The 16,827-nt window shown below is 35.2% G+C and carries 16 protein-coding genes; 8 read left to right on the top strand and 8 right to left on the bottom strand.

The window, feature by feature from the left end:
- Positions 1 to 50: 50 nt before the first annotated feature.
- Positions 51 to 647 (top strand): phosphatase PAP2 family protein, encoded by a 597-nt coding sequence (locus tag AOY20_RS08430; protein ID WP_054581441.1) that lies wholly within the window; start codon positions 51 to 53, stop codon positions 645 to 647.
- 60 nt (positions 648 to 707) lie between these two features.
- On the opposite strand, the gene AOY20_RS08425 is transcribed toward AOY20_RS08430, so the two are convergent.
- Positions 708 to 1,400, bottom strand: coding sequence for an LrgB family protein (locus AOY20_RS08425; RefSeq protein ID WP_054581440.1), 693 nt, complete (start codon positions 1,398 to 1,400; stop codon positions 708 to 710).
- Positions 1,397 to 1,831 carry a CidA/LrgA family protein gene (locus AOY20_RS08420; protein WP_054581439.1) on the bottom strand — a complete coding sequence of 145 codons (435 nt, stop codon included), beginning with the start codon at positions 1,829 to 1,831 and terminating at the stop codon, positions 1,397 to 1,399. The genes AOY20_RS08425 and AOY20_RS08420 overlap by 4 nt, the downstream gene beginning before the upstream one ends.
- A gap of 99 nt (positions 1,832 to 1,930) precedes the next feature.
- Here AOY20_RS08420 and AOY20_RS08415 point away from each other — a divergent pair, with 99 nt between their 5' ends.
- Positions 1,931 to 2,830: a LysR family transcriptional regulator gene (locus AOY20_RS08415; protein WP_054581438.1), complete on the top strand. Its 900-nt coding sequence runs from the start codon at positions 1,931 to 1,933 to the stop codon at positions 2,828 to 2,830.
- A 297-nt stretch (positions 2,831 to 3,127) separates the two neighbouring features.
- Here AOY20_RS08415 and AOY20_RS08410 read toward each other — a convergent pair.
- The 3 genes from AOY20_RS08410 to cgtA form a co-directional block, all read right to left on the bottom strand.
- Positions 3,128 to 4,293 (bottom strand): IS3 family transposase gene (locus tag AOY20_RS08410; protein ID WP_144424762.1). Its coding sequence is split into 2 segments (ribosomal slippage): positions 3,128 to 4,026 and positions 4,026 to 4,293, totalling 1,167 coding nucleotides; the frame shifts between segments, so codons are not numbered across the junction.
- A gap of 217 nt (positions 4,294 to 4,510) precedes the next feature.
- The gene (gene proB / locus AOY20_RS08400; RefSeq protein ID WP_054581436.1) at positions 4,511 to 5,644 is read right to left on the bottom strand and encodes a glutamate 5-kinase; all 1,134 of its coding nucleotides are present in this window, start codon (positions 5,642 to 5,644) and stop codon (positions 4,511 to 4,513) included.
- A gap of 29 nt (positions 5,645 to 5,673) precedes the next feature.
- The gene (gene cgtA, locus AOY20_RS08395; protein WP_054581435.1) at positions 5,674 to 6,894 is read right to left on the bottom strand and encodes an Obg family GTPase CgtA; all 1,221 of its coding nucleotides are present in this window, start codon (positions 6,892 to 6,894) and stop codon (positions 5,674 to 5,676) included.
- Positions 6,895 to 7,242: 348 nt separating this feature from the next.
- Here cgtA and prfH point away from each other — a divergent pair, with 348 nt between their 5' ends.
- Positions 7,243 to 7,839, top strand: a complete 597-nt coding sequence (gene prfH, locus AOY20_RS08390) for a peptide chain release factor H (protein ID WP_054581434.1) — start codon at positions 7,243 to 7,245, stop codon at positions 7,837 to 7,839.
- Here prfH and AOY20_RS08385 read toward each other — a convergent pair.
- On the bottom strand, positions 7,832 to 8,203 hold the full coding sequence (locus AOY20_RS08385) for a winged helix-turn-helix transcriptional regulator (RefSeq protein WP_054581433.1): 372 nt from the start codon (positions 8,201 to 8,203) through the stop codon (positions 7,832 to 7,834). The two genes, prfH and AOY20_RS08385, sit on opposite strands and share 8 nt — an antisense overlap.
- Positions 8,204 to 8,487: 284 nt before the next feature.
- On the opposite strand from AOY20_RS08385, the gene AOY20_RS08380 reads away from it, so the two are divergent.
- The gene (locus AOY20_RS08380) at positions 8,488 to 9,063 is read left to right on the top strand and encodes a 5-formyltetrahydrofolate cyclo-ligase (protein ID WP_054581432.1); all 576 of its coding nucleotides are present in this window, start codon (positions 8,488 to 8,490) and stop codon (positions 9,061 to 9,063) included.
- Between the two features lie 147 nt (positions 9,064 to 9,210).
- Positions 9,211 to 11,640, top strand: coding sequence for an endopeptidase La (gene lon / locus AOY20_RS08375; protein WP_054581431.1), 2,430 nt, complete (start codon positions 9,211 to 9,213; stop codon positions 11,638 to 11,640).
- 196 nt (positions 11,641 to 11,836) lie between these two features.
- Here lon and AOY20_RS08370 read toward each other — a convergent pair whose 3' ends face one another.
- A complete protein-coding gene (locus tag AOY20_RS08370) occupies positions 11,837 to 12,787 on the bottom strand; it encodes a M28 family peptidase (RefSeq protein ID WP_144424761.1) in 951 nt (316 codons plus the stop codon).
- A gap of 139 nt (positions 12,788 to 12,926) precedes the next feature.
- Between AOY20_RS08370 and rlmH the strand changes: the two genes are divergently transcribed.
- From rlmH to AOY20_RS08355, 3 genes are all read left to right on the top strand, one after another.
- The gene (gene rlmH / locus AOY20_RS08365; RefSeq protein WP_054581430.1) at positions 12,927 to 13,409 is read left to right on the top strand and encodes a 23S rRNA (pseudouridine(1915)-N(3))-methyltransferase RlmH; all 483 of its coding nucleotides are present in this window, start codon (positions 12,927 to 12,929) and stop codon (positions 13,407 to 13,409) included.
- A 104-nt stretch (positions 13,410 to 13,513) separates the two neighbouring features.
- Positions 13,514 to 14,290, top strand: a complete 777-nt coding sequence (locus AOY20_RS08360) for a dioxygenase family protein (protein ID WP_054581429.1) — start codon at positions 13,514 to 13,516, stop codon at positions 14,288 to 14,290.
- Positions 14,291 to 14,422: 132 nt separating this feature from the next.
- Complete coding sequence (locus tag AOY20_RS08355) at positions 14,423 to 15,190, top strand: META and DUF4377 domain-containing protein (RefSeq protein ID WP_054581428.1); 768 nt, start codon at positions 14,423 to 14,425, stop codon at positions 15,188 to 15,190.
- A 69-nt stretch (positions 15,191 to 15,259) separates the two neighbouring features.
- Here AOY20_RS08355 and gdhA read toward each other — a convergent pair whose 3' ends face one another.
- Positions 15,260 to 16,603, bottom strand: a complete 1,344-nt coding sequence (gene gdhA / locus AOY20_RS08350; protein WP_054581427.1) for an NADP-specific glutamate dehydrogenase — start codon at positions 16,601 to 16,603, stop codon at positions 15,260 to 15,262.
- Between the last annotated feature and the right edge of the window lie 224 nt (positions 16,604 to 16,827).

Here is a 16,827-nt window from a genome sequence, read left to right as displayed (position 1 = left end):
TTCGTATAATTATAAACATTATATGACCATTATTATTTTTGAATTTTCTTATGACCTTGTCAGATCTTAACCAAAATCTTTTTTTATATATTAACTCAGGCAATCAACTTTCAAATACCTTAAATCAATTTGGTATATTTATTGCAAAAGACCTGCTCTATATTACAACGATTATATTTATTATATTTTGGTTGTGGGGAAATGAGGTTGTTAAACGCTATTTAATGAAGGCATTTCTTTTTACCCTAATTGGTGGCTGTATTAGTCAACTCATTTCTTATATTTTTGATTTACCACGCCCCTTTGTACTTAACTTAGGTTTCCCTTTAATTGAACATACTGCTAATGGTGCTTTTCCAAGTAATCATATGTTTATTTTTAGCAGTATTGCCTTTTCCTATTTATTTTCACCTTTTAAAAAATTAGGTATCGCTTTAATTTTTGTTGCGTGGCTTGTGGGTTGGTCTCGTATATTTGTTGGTGTCCATTTTCCAATGGATATTTTAGGTGGCTTCTTGTTAGCATTCATCGTCAATTATTTTGGATTAGGACTTTGGAATAAATATCAGGATAAAATTATGCATTTTATTTTGAGCATTTATCATCAAATATTTAACAAGCTTATTCAAAAAGGCTTCATTAAATAAATTAATTTTGCTTATTTTAAAACCGCTATCGAAGCGGTTTTTTTATGCACTACATACTGACTATAAAAACCAAATAACCAAATGAATAATTTGTGGCCCAAATAACACCATAAATACACCTGCTAAAACCATACTTAAACAAGCAACAACACCCTCTTCTTTGTGTCGTATAAAAGCTTTACTTGTACCAAATCCATGTGCAGAGTTTCCTAATGCAGCGCCCTGTGCAAATTTAGAATGAAGTTTCAAACCTGCCAAAACGACATCACCAATTGCAACACCTGCAATACCCGTAATCATGGTAAATAAAATTACCAGTTCTACAGAACCACCAATATTTTGCGTTAACTCCATAGCAAATGGGGTAGAAATTGAACGTGCCATTAAACTATATGTTGTTTCTTGATTAAAACTAAAAAATTGCGCTAAATAAAAAGCACTCACCACACCACTTACCATTCCTAAAATAATACCCAAACTCATTGAAATAAGATGGCTACGAATAACCTGTCGATACTCATAAATAGGAATCGCAAATGCAACTGTTGCAGGTCCCAACATCCACATAATCCACTGACTTTTTTCCATATATGTTTCATATGACACTTGAAAACTCATCATAAAAACAATCATTAAAAAAGGTACAAATAGCGCTGGAGATAGCAGCATATATGGATATTTTTTATAAAGTTTTTTAACCAGCACATAGGCAATTAAAGTCAACACAAAGCAGATAATGGCGATATTATTCATTTTATATCTCCAACATTTTGCTTGAACTTATTTTTATTTTTTAAATACGATTCAAACTTAAATCCTAAATGAACCATATATGCGGTCACAATCATGACACAAAATGTTCCTATCACAACTGAAGCAACCAACTGTAAACCTTGAGCAAGTAATAACTCTTGATATTTCACAATACCAATCACACAAGGTACAAAAAATAAAACCAATTCAGCCAAAATTAAATCGGAACCTTGTTTAATCCATTTCAGTTTAAAAAGCCCTGTCATTAAAGCGAATAATAAAATCAATAAACCAATCACACCTGCCGAAACTGGCAAAGAAAAAGTGTGTTGAATAAATGCACTGACCCACCAAATCAGCATAAGTAAACCAATCTGAGCAAATACTTTTACTGTATTGAAAAATTTATTCGATTTAATCTGAATAGACATAGCTGACTAATTTAATTGGATTAATGCTATTTTAAGATTGAACTCATCTATAAATTATGAATAATAAAATAATAATTATGCCAATTTGGAATAATCTAAATGGATATTAAAGCACTTAATGCTTTTGTGAAAATTGTGCAGAAAAAAAGCTTTAGTTTAGCTGCTGAAGAACTTTGTGTAACGCAACCTACACTGAGTAAAATCATTCGACAATTAGAAGAAGAAATCGAAGTCGCTCTTTTTCACAAAGGTTTTGCTGGCCGTAAACGTGATGCTACACTTACTTTTATAGGTGAAAAAATATATCAACATGCTCTTGTTATTCTCAGTGAACAACAGCGCATGGCTGAGACTATTCTACAAGTTAAAACGTTAAAACAAGGTAAATTAATTTTAGGGCTTCCCCCTTTAGCATCTGTTTTACTCAGTACATTAATTGCAAAATTTCATAAAAAATACCCTGATGTTGAACTTAGTTTCTTAGAGGTTGGAGCTTCTGGTATTGAAGCTGCTATTTTAGAAAAGCGAATTGATGTTGGTATTATCTTAGGTCATTTAAAACCGCAACTCAGCGGAATTCAAGTCATGGACTCACCATTATGTGTGCTTTCTCCAAAACACTCGCAATGGCATAAACGTCAACAAATCTCACTAAATGAACTCAGACATGAGGCTTTTTTACTATATAATGATACCTTCACCTTAAATAATATCATTATACAAGCCTGCCATTATGTTGGTTTTGAGCCACAAGTTGTGTGTAAGAGTAGCCAATGGGACTTTATTGCCAAAATGGTCGAGTCTAATGTAGGTATTGCACTATTACCGCAAATTTATTGCGACCGATTAGATTCCTCTAAATATAATGTTTCTTTATTGACTCATCCAAATTTGAATTGGACTTTAAATATGGCGTGGAATACAACTGTAGTGATGAATCCTGCTACACGTGCTTGGCTTAATATCGTAAATAGTCATATTGATGAAGTTCATTTTTAATTTATTCATTCTTACGCTTGAACTTTAGCCATAAAAAACATAATGTTGCTCTATTAAAATACGTAATTCAAATTCTATCAAAGGCTAGAATATGGCGTGGATACAGCAACTTTTAAATGGATATTTATCAAGTTCAGTAATTACATTCTGGGGCATATTTATTCTATTAGCCTGTTCTGCATTTGCAGGAAAATATTTAAACATCATCAAAATTCATTTAATGATGATCAAGCCAAAATTGTACTTGGTGCTATTTGATGTGTGCTGAAATAACAGGACACTTCTACTTGGGAAATTCTAGGCAGCCATCCTGTAAAAGTCTTCTGCCATTTGATTTGGTGTCTTAAAGTCCAATCCTTTCTGAATTCTCTGCTGATTATAAAATAGCTCTATGTATTTTGTAATATCTGCTTTAGCTTCTTCCCTTGTTTTATAATTGCGATGATGAACCAATTCATTTTTTAATATTCTCCAGAAGCTCTCAATAGGAGCATTATCGAAGCAATCACCGCGTTTACTCATTGATCCCTGAAATCCATATTTTTCAAGTATCTTTCGATATTCATGACTACAGTATTGGCTGCCCCTGTCAGAGTGAATAATCAAGTCTTGAGAGGGTTTATGATTTCGAATCGCCATGCTCAGTGCATTGCAAACGAGCTGTGACGTCATCCGTTCACTCAAGCTATACCCAACTACTTGTTTGCTGCAAAGATCTTTTAAAGCCGCTAAATACAGCCATCCTTCAGCTGTCCACACGTATGTAATGTCACTTACCCATGCAATGTTTGGAGCAGTCACTGTAAAATTTTGCTCTAACAAATTATTGTAAACCGTACGTTGATGGTCGCTATGAGTTGTTTTTTTGAAACGCCTATGCCGCTTACAATACAGCTGATTAAGTTTTTTAATACAACGAACTGCATACTCGCTAATTTCTATTCCTTGTGCCTGTAAGTACTTGGTTAAACGAATATAACCATAGCTTTCATTGGTTTCTTGGTGAGCAATTTTAACCAATATTGTTTGATGATTTCTCTGAATAACCCGCTTACTTAAGCCATATTTTAACCATTCATAAAATCCAGAAACTGAAACGTGGAGTAACCGAGCCATCATAGTGACTGAGTATGCATGTTTTTGCTGTTTCATATGTGCGTACTTTACTGACTTTCTTTGGCAAAGTACGCTGCTGCTTTTTTTAGAAATTCTCTTTCCATTTCAGCGGTTTTAAGTTGCTGCTTCAGTTTTTTATTTTCCTCGAGAAGAGCAACGAGATCAGGTGAATATTGTTGTGTGCCTACTAATTTTCCAGCTTTTGCTTTGTTGTACCAATTTGAAAGGGTTTGCATTGAAATGCCAAGCAGTCGTGCTGTTTCTGAAACATTGCCATTGTTTGAATCAATAGCTTTGATTGCTTCAGCTTTGAATTCTGCTGTATAAATCTTTTGTTTTTTGCTCATGGTAAACTCCTGATGAGTATGTGTAGTTTACCAAGTTAAAGTCTCCGTTTTTTTCAGCACACATCACTTGATTAATCGCTTTATATATCAAACAAAAACTTTTTCTAAGTTCTTACTTATTTCGCTTCCTATTGTATATTATTAAACCACACAAGAAAAAGGCTCAATCCCTTTTAGAATCAAGCCTTAACGTTATGCTTCTTATGATAGGCAACTGCTAATATATTGCCATGTGATTTCGATGAATCATTTCCAATGAACGCGCTTCGCCTAAAACCTGATGAACTTTATCTGAAGCTAAACCTTTCACAATTTCAGCCGAACGAGAACTAAAGTTCACACGCCCTACAGCAATACGATGTCCTTGTCGATCGACACATTCCACCACATCACCACGTTCAAAATGACCTTCAACAGCTTTAACACCAACTGGCAACAAGCTACGATGATTTTCTTTAATGGCTTTTACTGCACCATCATCAATCACCAAACGCCCTGCTGTTTGTAAATGTGCTGCTAACCACTGCTGATGCGCTGTGATTCGATCACTATCAGTCACAAATAATGTACCTAACATTTCTCCCGCCATTAAACGAGATAAAACATGATCACTATCGCCACTTGCAATTAAAGTTGGACAACCAGATTTAGCTGCTAAACGTGCCGCACGAACTTTCGTTAACATACCGCCACGACCAAACTTACCACCACCACCTGCCATATCAAATAGACTTTCATCTAAAGCACGAACAGTATGGAACAGTTTTGCATTTGGATTAGAGCGTGGGTCTGAATCGAACATGCCTTGTTGGTCAGTCAAGATAATGAGCAAATCGCCATGTACCTGACCTGCCACCATAGCAGCTAAAGTATCGTTATCACCAAAGCGAATTTCATCAGTTGATACCGTATCATTTTCATTGATGACAGGAATTACTCGCCAATCAATTAAATGTTGCAAAGCATCACATGAGTTTAAATAACGTCGACGATCCGCTAAGTCATCATGGGTTAATAAAACCTGAGCCGTTTGAATACCTAATTTCTCAAGTACGCTTGACCAAGTCTGAATTAATCCCATTTGACCAATGGCAGCGCACGCCTGAAGACTGGGTAGATCTGTGGGTCGGTTGTCGAGTTTCATTCGAACCATACCTTCAGCCACAGCACCTGATGACACAAGAATAATCTCATGCCCTGCATTATGTAGATCTGCAATTTGTTTCGCCCAATGCGAAATTGCATTTAAATCTAAACCTTGCCCATTTGCTGTGAGTAAAGATGATCCGATCTTAACAACGATTCGTTTGCAACCCTTAAGTTGACGTTGCCCATCTACCACTTCAATCATCTTGTCCTCAGTACTCTTATCCTAAGAGCTTAACGTACGTAATAAGTTTCAACTTCGCTGTCGTCATCTTCATCATCAAAATCATCGTCTTCTTCTAGCATAATTCCTGCAAGACGTTGCTGACGACGCATTTCACGATATGCTTCTTTCGCTGCGATCGTTTGTTCACGTGTTTCAGCTTCTAACTGATCACGGAATACTTTCATTTCTGCTGCATAATCAGGATCTTCAACTTCGCGTTCACGTTGCTGCTCAATTTGATCCATCAAATAATACACAACATCTTTTGTGCCTTCAGCAGTAAGACCAGAAGTTTTAAATACTGGACCATCCCACTTCAATTCTTCAAGAATATGGTTACACCACTCTTCACGTGTTTCAGCAGATAGTTGATCTACTTTATTCAACACTAAAACAACAGGCAACTTAGAAAGTGTTGGTGAGAATTTATGTAATTCATTAAGTATTGCTTTCGCATTGTATACAGGATCTGAACCATCAATAGGCTGAACATCCACAATGTGCAATAAAATACGTGTACGTGCTAAATGTTTAAGGAAACGAATACCTAAACCTGCACCTTCAGCTGCACCTTCAATCAGTCCTGGAATATCAGCCATCACAAATGAACGATAACGATCAGCATCAACCACACCTAGGTTTGGAACCATTGTGGTAAATGGATAATCTGCAACTTTTGGTTTTGCTGCTGAAACTGCACGAATAAAAGTCGATTTCCCAGCATTTGGCATACCAAGTAAGCCAACATCTGCAAGTACTTTTAACTCTAAACGAATTTCACGAAATTCACCTTTAAAACCATGTGTACATTTACGAGGTGAACGATTTGTTGATGACTTAAAATGGGTATTACCCAAACCACCATCACCACCTTTAGCAACAAGTATTCTTTGACCATCTTCAATCAAATCGCCAATAATATCGCCAGAATCTGTATCAACAATTGTTGTTCCTACTGGAACTAACAATATCGTATCTTCACCGCCTCGACCTGCACAGTTCGCACCACGCCCATTTTTTGCTCGTTCTGCACGAAACTTACGGGTATAACGATAATCTACGAGTGTACTAGTGTCGTCATCAGCTTGAATATAAACGCTGCCACCACGACCACCATCACCACCATCTGGGCCACCAAATGGTACGAATTTTTCACGGCGAAAACTGGCTACGCCATTGCCACCGTCGCCAGCCTCTACGGTAATGACTGCTTCATCAACAAAGCGCATAATGCCAATCCTCTAAAAACTTTAAAACCGCATATTCTGCCATATTTTAAAGAATTTCTCGAATAGATTTATTCAGCTTTTCGTTAAATTTATAGATTAATTTTCAATATTATTTTTTATCACGATATTTCACATTCAAAAATTGTCTTTAAAGTCAATATTGACGAGGGTTTGGTCTTTTTTAGTCAAAAATAATACTTTGTATTTATCTACCATTCTGCTTAAAATTACGGCTCTTTTTTAAATAAAGATATAAGAAGAAAAATTAAAACAACTCACGACATTGGCTCTTCTTATCTTTTTTAAGTAATAACTCTTTATTTTTTTATCCTAAAAGGAAATTTATTATTGTCTATTGTTCAAATTAGTGCTGCACTTGGACCAGCAGAGTGTGAACTTGCTGTAAAACATACTTTTGAAGCACTGTTAAAAGATGCAAAAAAGCATCAAATTAATATTCAAATCATTGAAGAAAATAAAACCCAATATGGTTTTTCATCCATATTACTTCGTATTGCAGATGATGCTAACAGATGGATTCGGTCTTGGCTTGGTACAATTCAATGGGTCTTTAAAAGCCCATTTAGACCTAATCATAAACGAAAAAATTGGTTTATTGGTATTCAATTATTTCCATCTAACACCAACTTACCGAACGATGATACGATTATTTTCAAAGCTTGCCGTGCATCTGGCTCAGGTGGTCAACATATCAATACAACAGATTCTGCCGTCCATGCAACTCATATTGCTAGCGGAATTAGTGTAAAGGTTATGTCTGAACGCAGCCAACATGCAAATAAACGTTTAGCAAAAGAATTAATCGCTTTAAAATTACAGCAAATAGTAGAAAAAAACTCAGTACATCAAAAACAGAAACAGCATGAACAACATGCATTAATTACAAGAGGAAATGCAATTAAAGTTTTTCAACTGTCTATTTAGTTTTGGCCTTATTTTCAACAATCTCAGGCAGGCTCTTTTCAATCCAGTCTATTAAGTAACTTAATTGTGCTGCTGCTTGTGAGCCTAAAATCGTGAGTTGATATTCCACTTTTGGAGGAACAACTGGATAAACGGTACGTAAAATAAAACCATCTTTTTCCAACATTTTTAAAGTCTGAGCTAACATTTTTTCACTCACACCCTCTATACGTTGCTTAAGCTCACTAAAACGATGTACACCATCTCTTAAGCAACGAAGTACAAGCACCGACCATTTATTGGTTAAATGTTCCAAAATTTCACGAGATGGACAGTCTTTTGCTAAAACCTGACCAAGCAATTTACTTGTTGCATAAGTATTCATTATTTCTCTCTAAATGCTAATAAGCTTACTTTTTGTAAGTTAGCAGATTACCATTTTTCCATCAAGTTTATTAAATAAACAACATATATTGCATAGTCGACTATCTTGACTTAAGAACTTCCAATTAAGACAAAAATCACAATACAACAAGCAAGTTTTTTCTGTAAAACATGATTAAACTCAGCCAAAATAAAATTGCACTCGATTATCTATCCAAACCTTTATTTTAAAGTTAAATCACGTACAATTTATCTCGATACTTTTGACCATATAATGAAAATTTTATGCAAGATTTAAGACGTCAACTCAGAAAACAACGTAGACAATTAAATCATTTTCAGCAGCAGCAAAGTGAAAAGCAAGTTTTTCATCGCCTAATTCGCTCCCCTAAATTTCAGTCTGCCCAACATATTGGTATGTACTTACATGCCTTTGGTGAAATTCAAACTAAATTAATTATTGATTACGCACTATCGAAACATAAAAAAATATATTTACCTATGATTTGCAATATGAATCAACACTTAGTTTGGGTTCGTATATCTCGCAATCAATATCAAAATAAACGTTTTTCCATGCATCGATTAGGCATGCAAGAACCCATGCAATCACGTGGTTTACATGTATCAAAATTAGATCTACTACTTATGCCATTATTAGCCTGTGATTATTCCGGTACTCGTCTCGGTATGGGAGGTGGTTTTTATGATCGTACATTAGCATCTGCGAAATTTAAACCATATCGACTTGGATTGGCACATACATTTCAACTTACCAATATACCTATTTTAAGAAAAAAATGGGATCAACCTTTAGATGAGCTCACAACACCAACTAAATCACTAAGATTTAAAAGATAATTTATTAAAAATGACGTATCAGTTTACTGAAAAACACTAAATTTTAAGGCATTTTTATACAATTTATTTGCAATTACCCTTGTAATTTTAAAAATCGTAAGCACTATAAAAGCATGGCAACATTGTTGTCACTCATTAGGAGTGCCCATGTCTGAAATTAATATGAATGAAGAAATCTTAGAGCCTCAGGTTCCAAGTGTATTACCGCTTTTAGCGCTACGTGATGTTGTGGTGTATCCACACATGCAAATTGCGCTTTTTGTAGGTCGTGAAAAATCGATCAATGCAGTTGATGTGGCTCGTAACAGTGACAATCTCGTATTTGTAGTTGCACAAAAAGATTCGCTAACAGAAGAAATTGATCACGACAACTTATATCAATATGGTACTGTCGCGAAGATTGTGCAAGTTGTGAATCATGAAAATGATGAAAACTGCATTAAGGTTTTGATTGAAGGTTTATACCGCTCAAAACTCGTCAATATTTTTGATAATAATGACGAATACCTTTCGGCTGAACATTCGTTAAGTGCAATGACAGTGAGTATTGATGCTGAGACACAAGTAAAACGTGTAGAAGAACTACGCGCATTATTTGCTCAATATGCTGAAGCAAAATTGCGTAATGCACGTGAACTCATTGCTGCCTCAAATAAAATTGATGATTTACTTCAATTAATGTTCTTTGTTGCAACACGTGCACCTCTGAATATTGATATTAAACAAAAATTCTTAGAGCACGATGAGTTTGAAGCACATTTACAAGAACTCATGAGCTATTTATTGCAACAATCTGAAGAACAACAGATTGAGCAAACGCTTCATGACTCTGTAAAACGTCAAATGGAAAAGAATCAACGCGAATACTTCTTAAATGAAAAAATGAAAGTTATTCAGCGTGAACTTTCCGATATGAATGGCGGTGCTGAAGATGACGTTGCAGAAATTGAAAGACGTTTAGCAGAAGCAGATTTACCAGAACACGTTCGCAAAAAAGCTGAAGCTGAATTCCGCAAACTTAAATCAATGCAACCTGCTTCAAGTGAAGCTGCTGTCGTTCGTAACTATTTAGAAGTTATTCTAGATACACCGTGGAACAAAGCAAGCAAAGTCAGCATTAACCTAGCGAAAGCACAAGATATTCTTGATGCAGATCATTATGGTTTAGATGATGTAAAAGATCGTATTGTTGAGTATCTAGCAGTTCAATCACGTGTGAAAAAATTACGTGGCCCTATTTTATGTTTGGTTGGTCCTCCTGGTGTTGGTAAAACCTCACTTGGTGAATCTGTAGCAAAAGCAACAGGGCGTGAATTTGTTCGCATGGCACTTGGTGGTGTCCGTGATGAAGCTGAAATTCGTGGTCATCGTCGTACATATATTGGTGCTATGCCTGGTAAAATTGTTCAATCTTTATCGAAAGTTGGTGTTAAAAACCCACTTTTCTTACTCGATGAAATTGACAAAATGGCGCAAGATTATCGTGGCGATCCAGCTTCTGCATTGCTTGAAGTGCTTGATCCATCACAAAATAGTAAATTCAACGATCATTATTTAGACCTTGATCTTGATTTATCTGAAGTCATGTTCATCTGTACAGCAAATAGCATGAATATTCCTGAAGCATTACTTGACCGTATGGAAGTCATTCGTCTACCGGGTTATACAGAAGATGAAAAAGTAAATATTGCAGAACGCTATCTTGTTCCTAAAGCAATTAAGAATAATGGTTTACGTGCTAAAGAATTAACAGTTCATGAAGAAGCTATTCGCGACATCGTTCAACGTTATACGCGTGAAGCTGGTGTTCGTAGCTTAGAACGTGAAGTTTCTAAAATTGCACGTAAAGTAGTAAAAGAAGCTGTCAGCAAAAAAGCGAAAAATCTTCAAATTGATGTAACTTCAGAGAACCTACCTGATTATTTAGGACCACATAAATTCGACTTCGGTATGGCTGAAGAAGAAGCTCAAGTGGGTCGTGTAAATGGTCTTGCTTGGACATCTGTTGGTGGTGAATTGCTCACTATTGAAGTTGCGGCTGTTCCTGGTAAAGGTAAATTTATTACAACAGGCTCATTAGGCGATGTAATGAAAGAATCAATTACAGCAGCAATGACAGTTGTTCGTACACGTGCAGATGAATTAGGAATCGAAGCTTCTCGTTTTGAAGAAACTGACGTTCATGTTCATTTACCTGAAGGTGCAACACCAAAAGATGGTCCATCTGCTGGTTTAGCTTTAACTTTAGCACTGGTTTCTGCTTTCACTAAAATTGCGATTCGTCCTGATATTGCAATGACAGGTGAAACAAGTTTAAGTGGTCGTGCAATGCGTATTGGTGGTCTAAAAGAAAAACTTTTAGCTGCTCATCGTGGTGGTGTAAAACTTGTATTTATTCCACAAGATAACGTACGTGACTTAGCTGAAATCCCAGAAAATGTTAAAGAAGGCTTAGAAATTAAAGCGGTTAAATCTATTGATGAGATTTTACCTTTAGCGCTAGTTTCTGAACCTAAACCATTGGTAAAAACACCAATCGTTAAAGCTGTAAATGAAAACAAAGCTGCACGACACTAATCAAAACACATAAAAAAAGAGAGATTATTCTCTCTTTTTTTCATTTTAAACTTGAATTTATTTTTATTGCCCTTATGTAATATAGTAAGAGATACATTACGCTGTATGTTCCTTTTATCACAAATGGTCATTGAACTCTCCAGATAAATGACCACTTTTTATCGTAGCTCACATACCTTTTGAGAGCTACGTTTTTTTATTTTTGATTTACCATACTGCGCACTAAGCCATCAACAACGTCTGCCATTTTGATAAAATTTAATTGACTCATTTGGTCTGTTTTTAAATGATAATGTGGATTCCTAAAAAATGCTGTATCAGTAATCATAATTGCAGGAATATCATATTTCCAATAATTTCCATGGTCTGAAAAATCTACCCCCTCAATAAATGAAGGTGCTATTAATCTTTCACATTGAAGCTTATCTAAAGATGACATTTGATGACAAAAATTAGCACTTAGACTCCGTGAACTATAATTGCTAATTGCTGCAATGAAATCTCCATGACTTGGATAAAACAAACCTAGTCCTGTTGGATAAGTTTGAATATCCCTTTCACTGTAATAGCCAATCATCTCAAGAATATAGACACCAAATATTTCATGCTTACTTTTTTCTACAGATTTAGCATGAATATAACTTCCCATATGCTCAGTTCTAAAATATGGTGGCTCTTCCAATGTATAAAAAACAAACTCAATATTATACTTTAGCTGATTTTTATTTTGTGCCATTAGTCGTGCAGTTTCTAGAACACCAGCAACTCCTGAAGCATTATCATCTGCACCATCTTGCTCACCAAAAACATCATAATGAGCACCTACAATTATTTTTTTTGTTTGATTTAAATTCAAAGGACAAACAACATTTCGGTAAGTCTGTCGATCGACTGAGTAATTTTGATATGAACATTCAATTCCAAATTGCTTCATTTGCCCTTTAATCCATGCAGCAACTCGGTTTAATTCAGCAATATTTCTATAATTTCGATAAGCATCTTTCCCACCAACAATATTATTCATATACATTTTTAAATAAGCTGGATTGGCTTTTGTAACAGTTTCAGCATAATTATTTGAAGTTAATAAAATAATCAATACAAAAATAGTAGAAGATAGAATTTTTTTAAAAATATGAAAACTCATTTATTGTATTCCAATTTTATGGTCATTTTTATCACTATTAGAACAATTGAACTCAATTAAAAGCAAGTTCATTTTGTGATCTAATAAACAAAATAAGTTTTCAAGGGTATAATATTCTTTTATTTCTATATGCTTTTTTATGAAAATACGCATCTTGACAATTGGTCAAAAAATGCCTGCATGGGTTCTCACTGGTTTTGAAGATTATTTCAAACGCATTCAACCTTTTGTTCAAACACAAATTATTGAATTACCTATGGCAAAACGAGGTAAAAATGACTCAGAAGCTGATATTTTAAAATACCGTCAAATTGAAGGTGATAGTATTCTAAATGCATTAAAGCAAAATGAAATTTTGATTGCCTTAGAAGTAGGTGGTCGTGAATTTAGTACTGAAAAACTTGCCGACACTATGAAATCATGGATGCTAGAAGGTCATGATGTTGCGCTTGCTATTGGTGGTCCAGATGGTCACTCTGAAGCTGTTCGTAAAGCTGCGGCATGGCATTGGTCTTTATCAAAATTAACACTTCCTCATCCTCTTGTTCGAGTCATGTTAATTGAGCAACTATACCGTGCTATGAGCATTAATCACAATCATCCTTATCATCGTGCAGGATAAATTATAATTGTCTTATTTTTAGAACGATCTGTTATTTGTATCAAGTTCTTTTTAAACCATTTTTAAGGCAAAATCATTTCATCTTTAAACTTTGGCGTATCATCATGAATTTACAAACGCTTCCTGGGTTATTCATCTCTCATGGATCGCCTATGCTTGCACTGAATCCAGAACAAGTTGGTCCTGCATTAGAACGCCTCAGCTTAAATTTACCTAAACCTCAAGCGATAATCGTCATGTCTGCTCATTGGGAAAGTGAGTCTTTAGAAGTAAATACTGGAACTAGACCTGAGACTTGGCATGATTTTAGAGGCTTCCCTCAAGAACTATATGAACTACGCTATCCTGCTCCTGGTCATCCAGAACTGGCTGAAAAAATTTTAAATATCTTAGCCGATGCCGGATTTGCAGCGCATGCAAATAGCTCTCGTCCTCGTGATCATGGTGTGTGGATGCCCCTGCTACACATGTATCCAAAAGCAGATATTCCAGTCATTGAAATATCACTTCCAACTACAATGTCCGCACAAGATATATATAAAATAGGTCAAAGTTTAGCAATCTTTAGAGAGCAACAAATTCTGATTATTGGTTCTGGAAGTATTACCCATAATTTACGTGAATTATCATGGGATGGGGGCTCAAATGCCATTCCTGAGTGGGCTTCTACTTTCCGCAATTATGTCGTAAATAAGCTTAACCATCGTGATTTTGACGCCGTTTTACATTGGGAAAATCTTCCTTTTGTTCAACGTAATCATCCGACTATTGAACATTTAGAACCTTTATTTTTTTCAATGGGTACAGGTCAACTCTTCAATGTTGTGCATAGTAGCTTTACGATGGGTGCATTAGGAATGGATATTTATCGCTTCGATTAAAGTTGTAAGATCATTCACAATTGCTTCTTTTGGATACATTTTGATACTCAAAAGTTTCAAATGTATCCATCATTTTACAACCCTATTCATTTATTCTATTCAACATCCATTTAATGATTGAATTGGTTAAAAATGAAATTTAAATTAATGACTTTAGCTTTTTTGCCTTTGGCATTAGCCGCTTGTCAATCGACTGGTGTAATTTCAACAAACTATACAACATCAACTCAAAAGCTTGACAAAGTTTTAACCAATTATCAATGGGAAACAATCACAAGCCCTAACCTTAAACCTATTATTTTAAATTTTAATCCATCAAATCGTTTAAGTATTTCTACAAGCTGTAATACTTTAGGTAGTTCATGGAAAGTAAATAAAAACCAACTAGAACTAGGAAGTGGTATGGGCACACTCATGGCCTGTGACACTGAAGCAACAAAACAAGAGCAATTTGCAGCACAACTATTAACCAATCAAAAAATTCCTTTTTCTATTGATTTAAAGAATATTGATGCACCAACATTAACATTGACCTCAGCACAAGGATCAGCTATTACTTTTACAGGCAAAATGACCCCTGAAGCGAAGTATCAAATACAAGCTGAAACTATTTTTTTAGAGATTTCTCCTGAAATGAAAGACTGTGCAGGTGTTACTCCACAAAAATGCTTACTTGTACGAGAAATTAAATATGATGAAAAAGGCTTAAGAACACACATAGATAAAGATTGGTCTTTATTTTATAGCCCAATTGAAAACTTCGCACACCGTAATGATTTACAGCAAATTATTCGCTTAAAGCGCTATGAAATAAAAAATCCTGCCGCAGATCAATCTAAATATGCTTATATTTATGATATGACGGTCGAAAGTAAAGAAACAAAAAAAACACTTCCGTAATAAAAGCTTTTTGAAATAAAAAAACCGATGAAAATTCATCGGTTTTTTATGCAGTAATTTACTAGTTAATTAGTAAACACCTTGAGCAAGCATTGCATCAGCAACTTTTACAAAACCTGCAATATTCGCACCATCAACATAGTTAACAGTACCATCTTCTTTCGTACCGTATTTAACACAGTTACGATGAATTTCTTTCATGATTGCATGTAAACGCTCATCAACTTCTTCAAAAGTCCATCCTAAACGTAAAGCATTTTGAGACATTTCAAGACCAGAAGTTGCTACACCACCAGCATTTGATGCTTTACCTGGTGCATAAAGAATATTTGCTTCAACAAATTTCTCAACAGCGTCTAAAGTTGAAGGCATGTTTGCACCCTCAGCAACACAAATAACACCATTTGCAAGAAGTGTTGCTGCATCATTGCCATCTAACTCATTTTGAGTTGCACATGGCAATGCGATATCACATTTAATTGACCAAGGACGTTGACCTTCTAAATATTCAAAACCATGTTTTGCTGCAAATTCAGAAATACGTCCACGTTTTACATTTTTAAGCTCCATCACTTCAAGAAGAAGTTCATCGGTGAAACCATCTTTAACGTAAACTGTACCATTTGAATCTGACAATGAAACAACTTTAGCACCAAGGAACATTGCTTTTTCAGCAGCATATTGCGCAACGTTACCAGAACCAGAAATTGCCACAACTTTATCTTTAAAGTTTTCACCACGAGTCTTAAGCATTTCCTCAGCGAAATACACAGTCCCGAAACCAGTTGCTTCTGGACGAGCTAAAGAGCCACCAAAAGTTAAACCTTTACCAGTGAATACACATGAAGTGTCATTGCTGAGTTTTTTCATCATACCAGCCATGTAACCAACTTCACGACCGCCTACACCGATATCACCAGCAGGAATATCTGTGTTTGAACCTAAATGACGATATAACTCAATCATTAATGCTTGGCAGAAACGCATGATTTCACCTTCAGACTTTCCTTTAGGATCAAAGTCTGAACCGCCTTTACCACCACCCATAGGAAGTGTAGTTAAAGCATTTTTAAAAGTTTGTTCAAAACCTAAAAATTTAAGAATTGAAAGGTTCACCGATGGATGGAAACGCATACCACCTTTAAATGGACCGATTGCTGAGTTGTATTGAACACGGAAAGCACGGTTAACATGTGTTTGACCTTGATCATCTACCCAAGAGACACGGAATTGAATTGCACGTTCAGGTTCAACTAAACGCTCAAGTAAACCATGGTCAGCATATTGTGGATTTTTTGCAATGAAAGGCCAAAGGCTTGTCATTACTTCTTCAACAGCTTGAAGAAATTCTGGTTGATGTGAATCACGTGTTTTAACGTAGTCTAGGAAGTCGTTAAGGGTGTTATATTTCAACGCTTAATCCTCAGCAGAAATGGATCAAAATTGGTCAAAATTTCAATCAATGATATATTTTGGCGCAAAACATTTAATACCTTTTGTAAAAAATCTACAATGGTTTTTTAAATGAATTTTAATTAAATTATAAATAACAATTATTTATATTTATTATATACAAATAACTATTGGTTATTTATAAATCAAAATAACAAATAAAACCACAATTAACGCACAATTAT

This window comes from Acinetobacter equi (assembly GCF_001307195.1).
Lineage (GTDB): Bacteria > Pseudomonadota > Gammaproteobacteria > Pseudomonadales > Moraxellaceae > Acinetobacter > Acinetobacter equi.
This window is presented reverse-complemented; position numbering and strand designations above follow the sequence as displayed.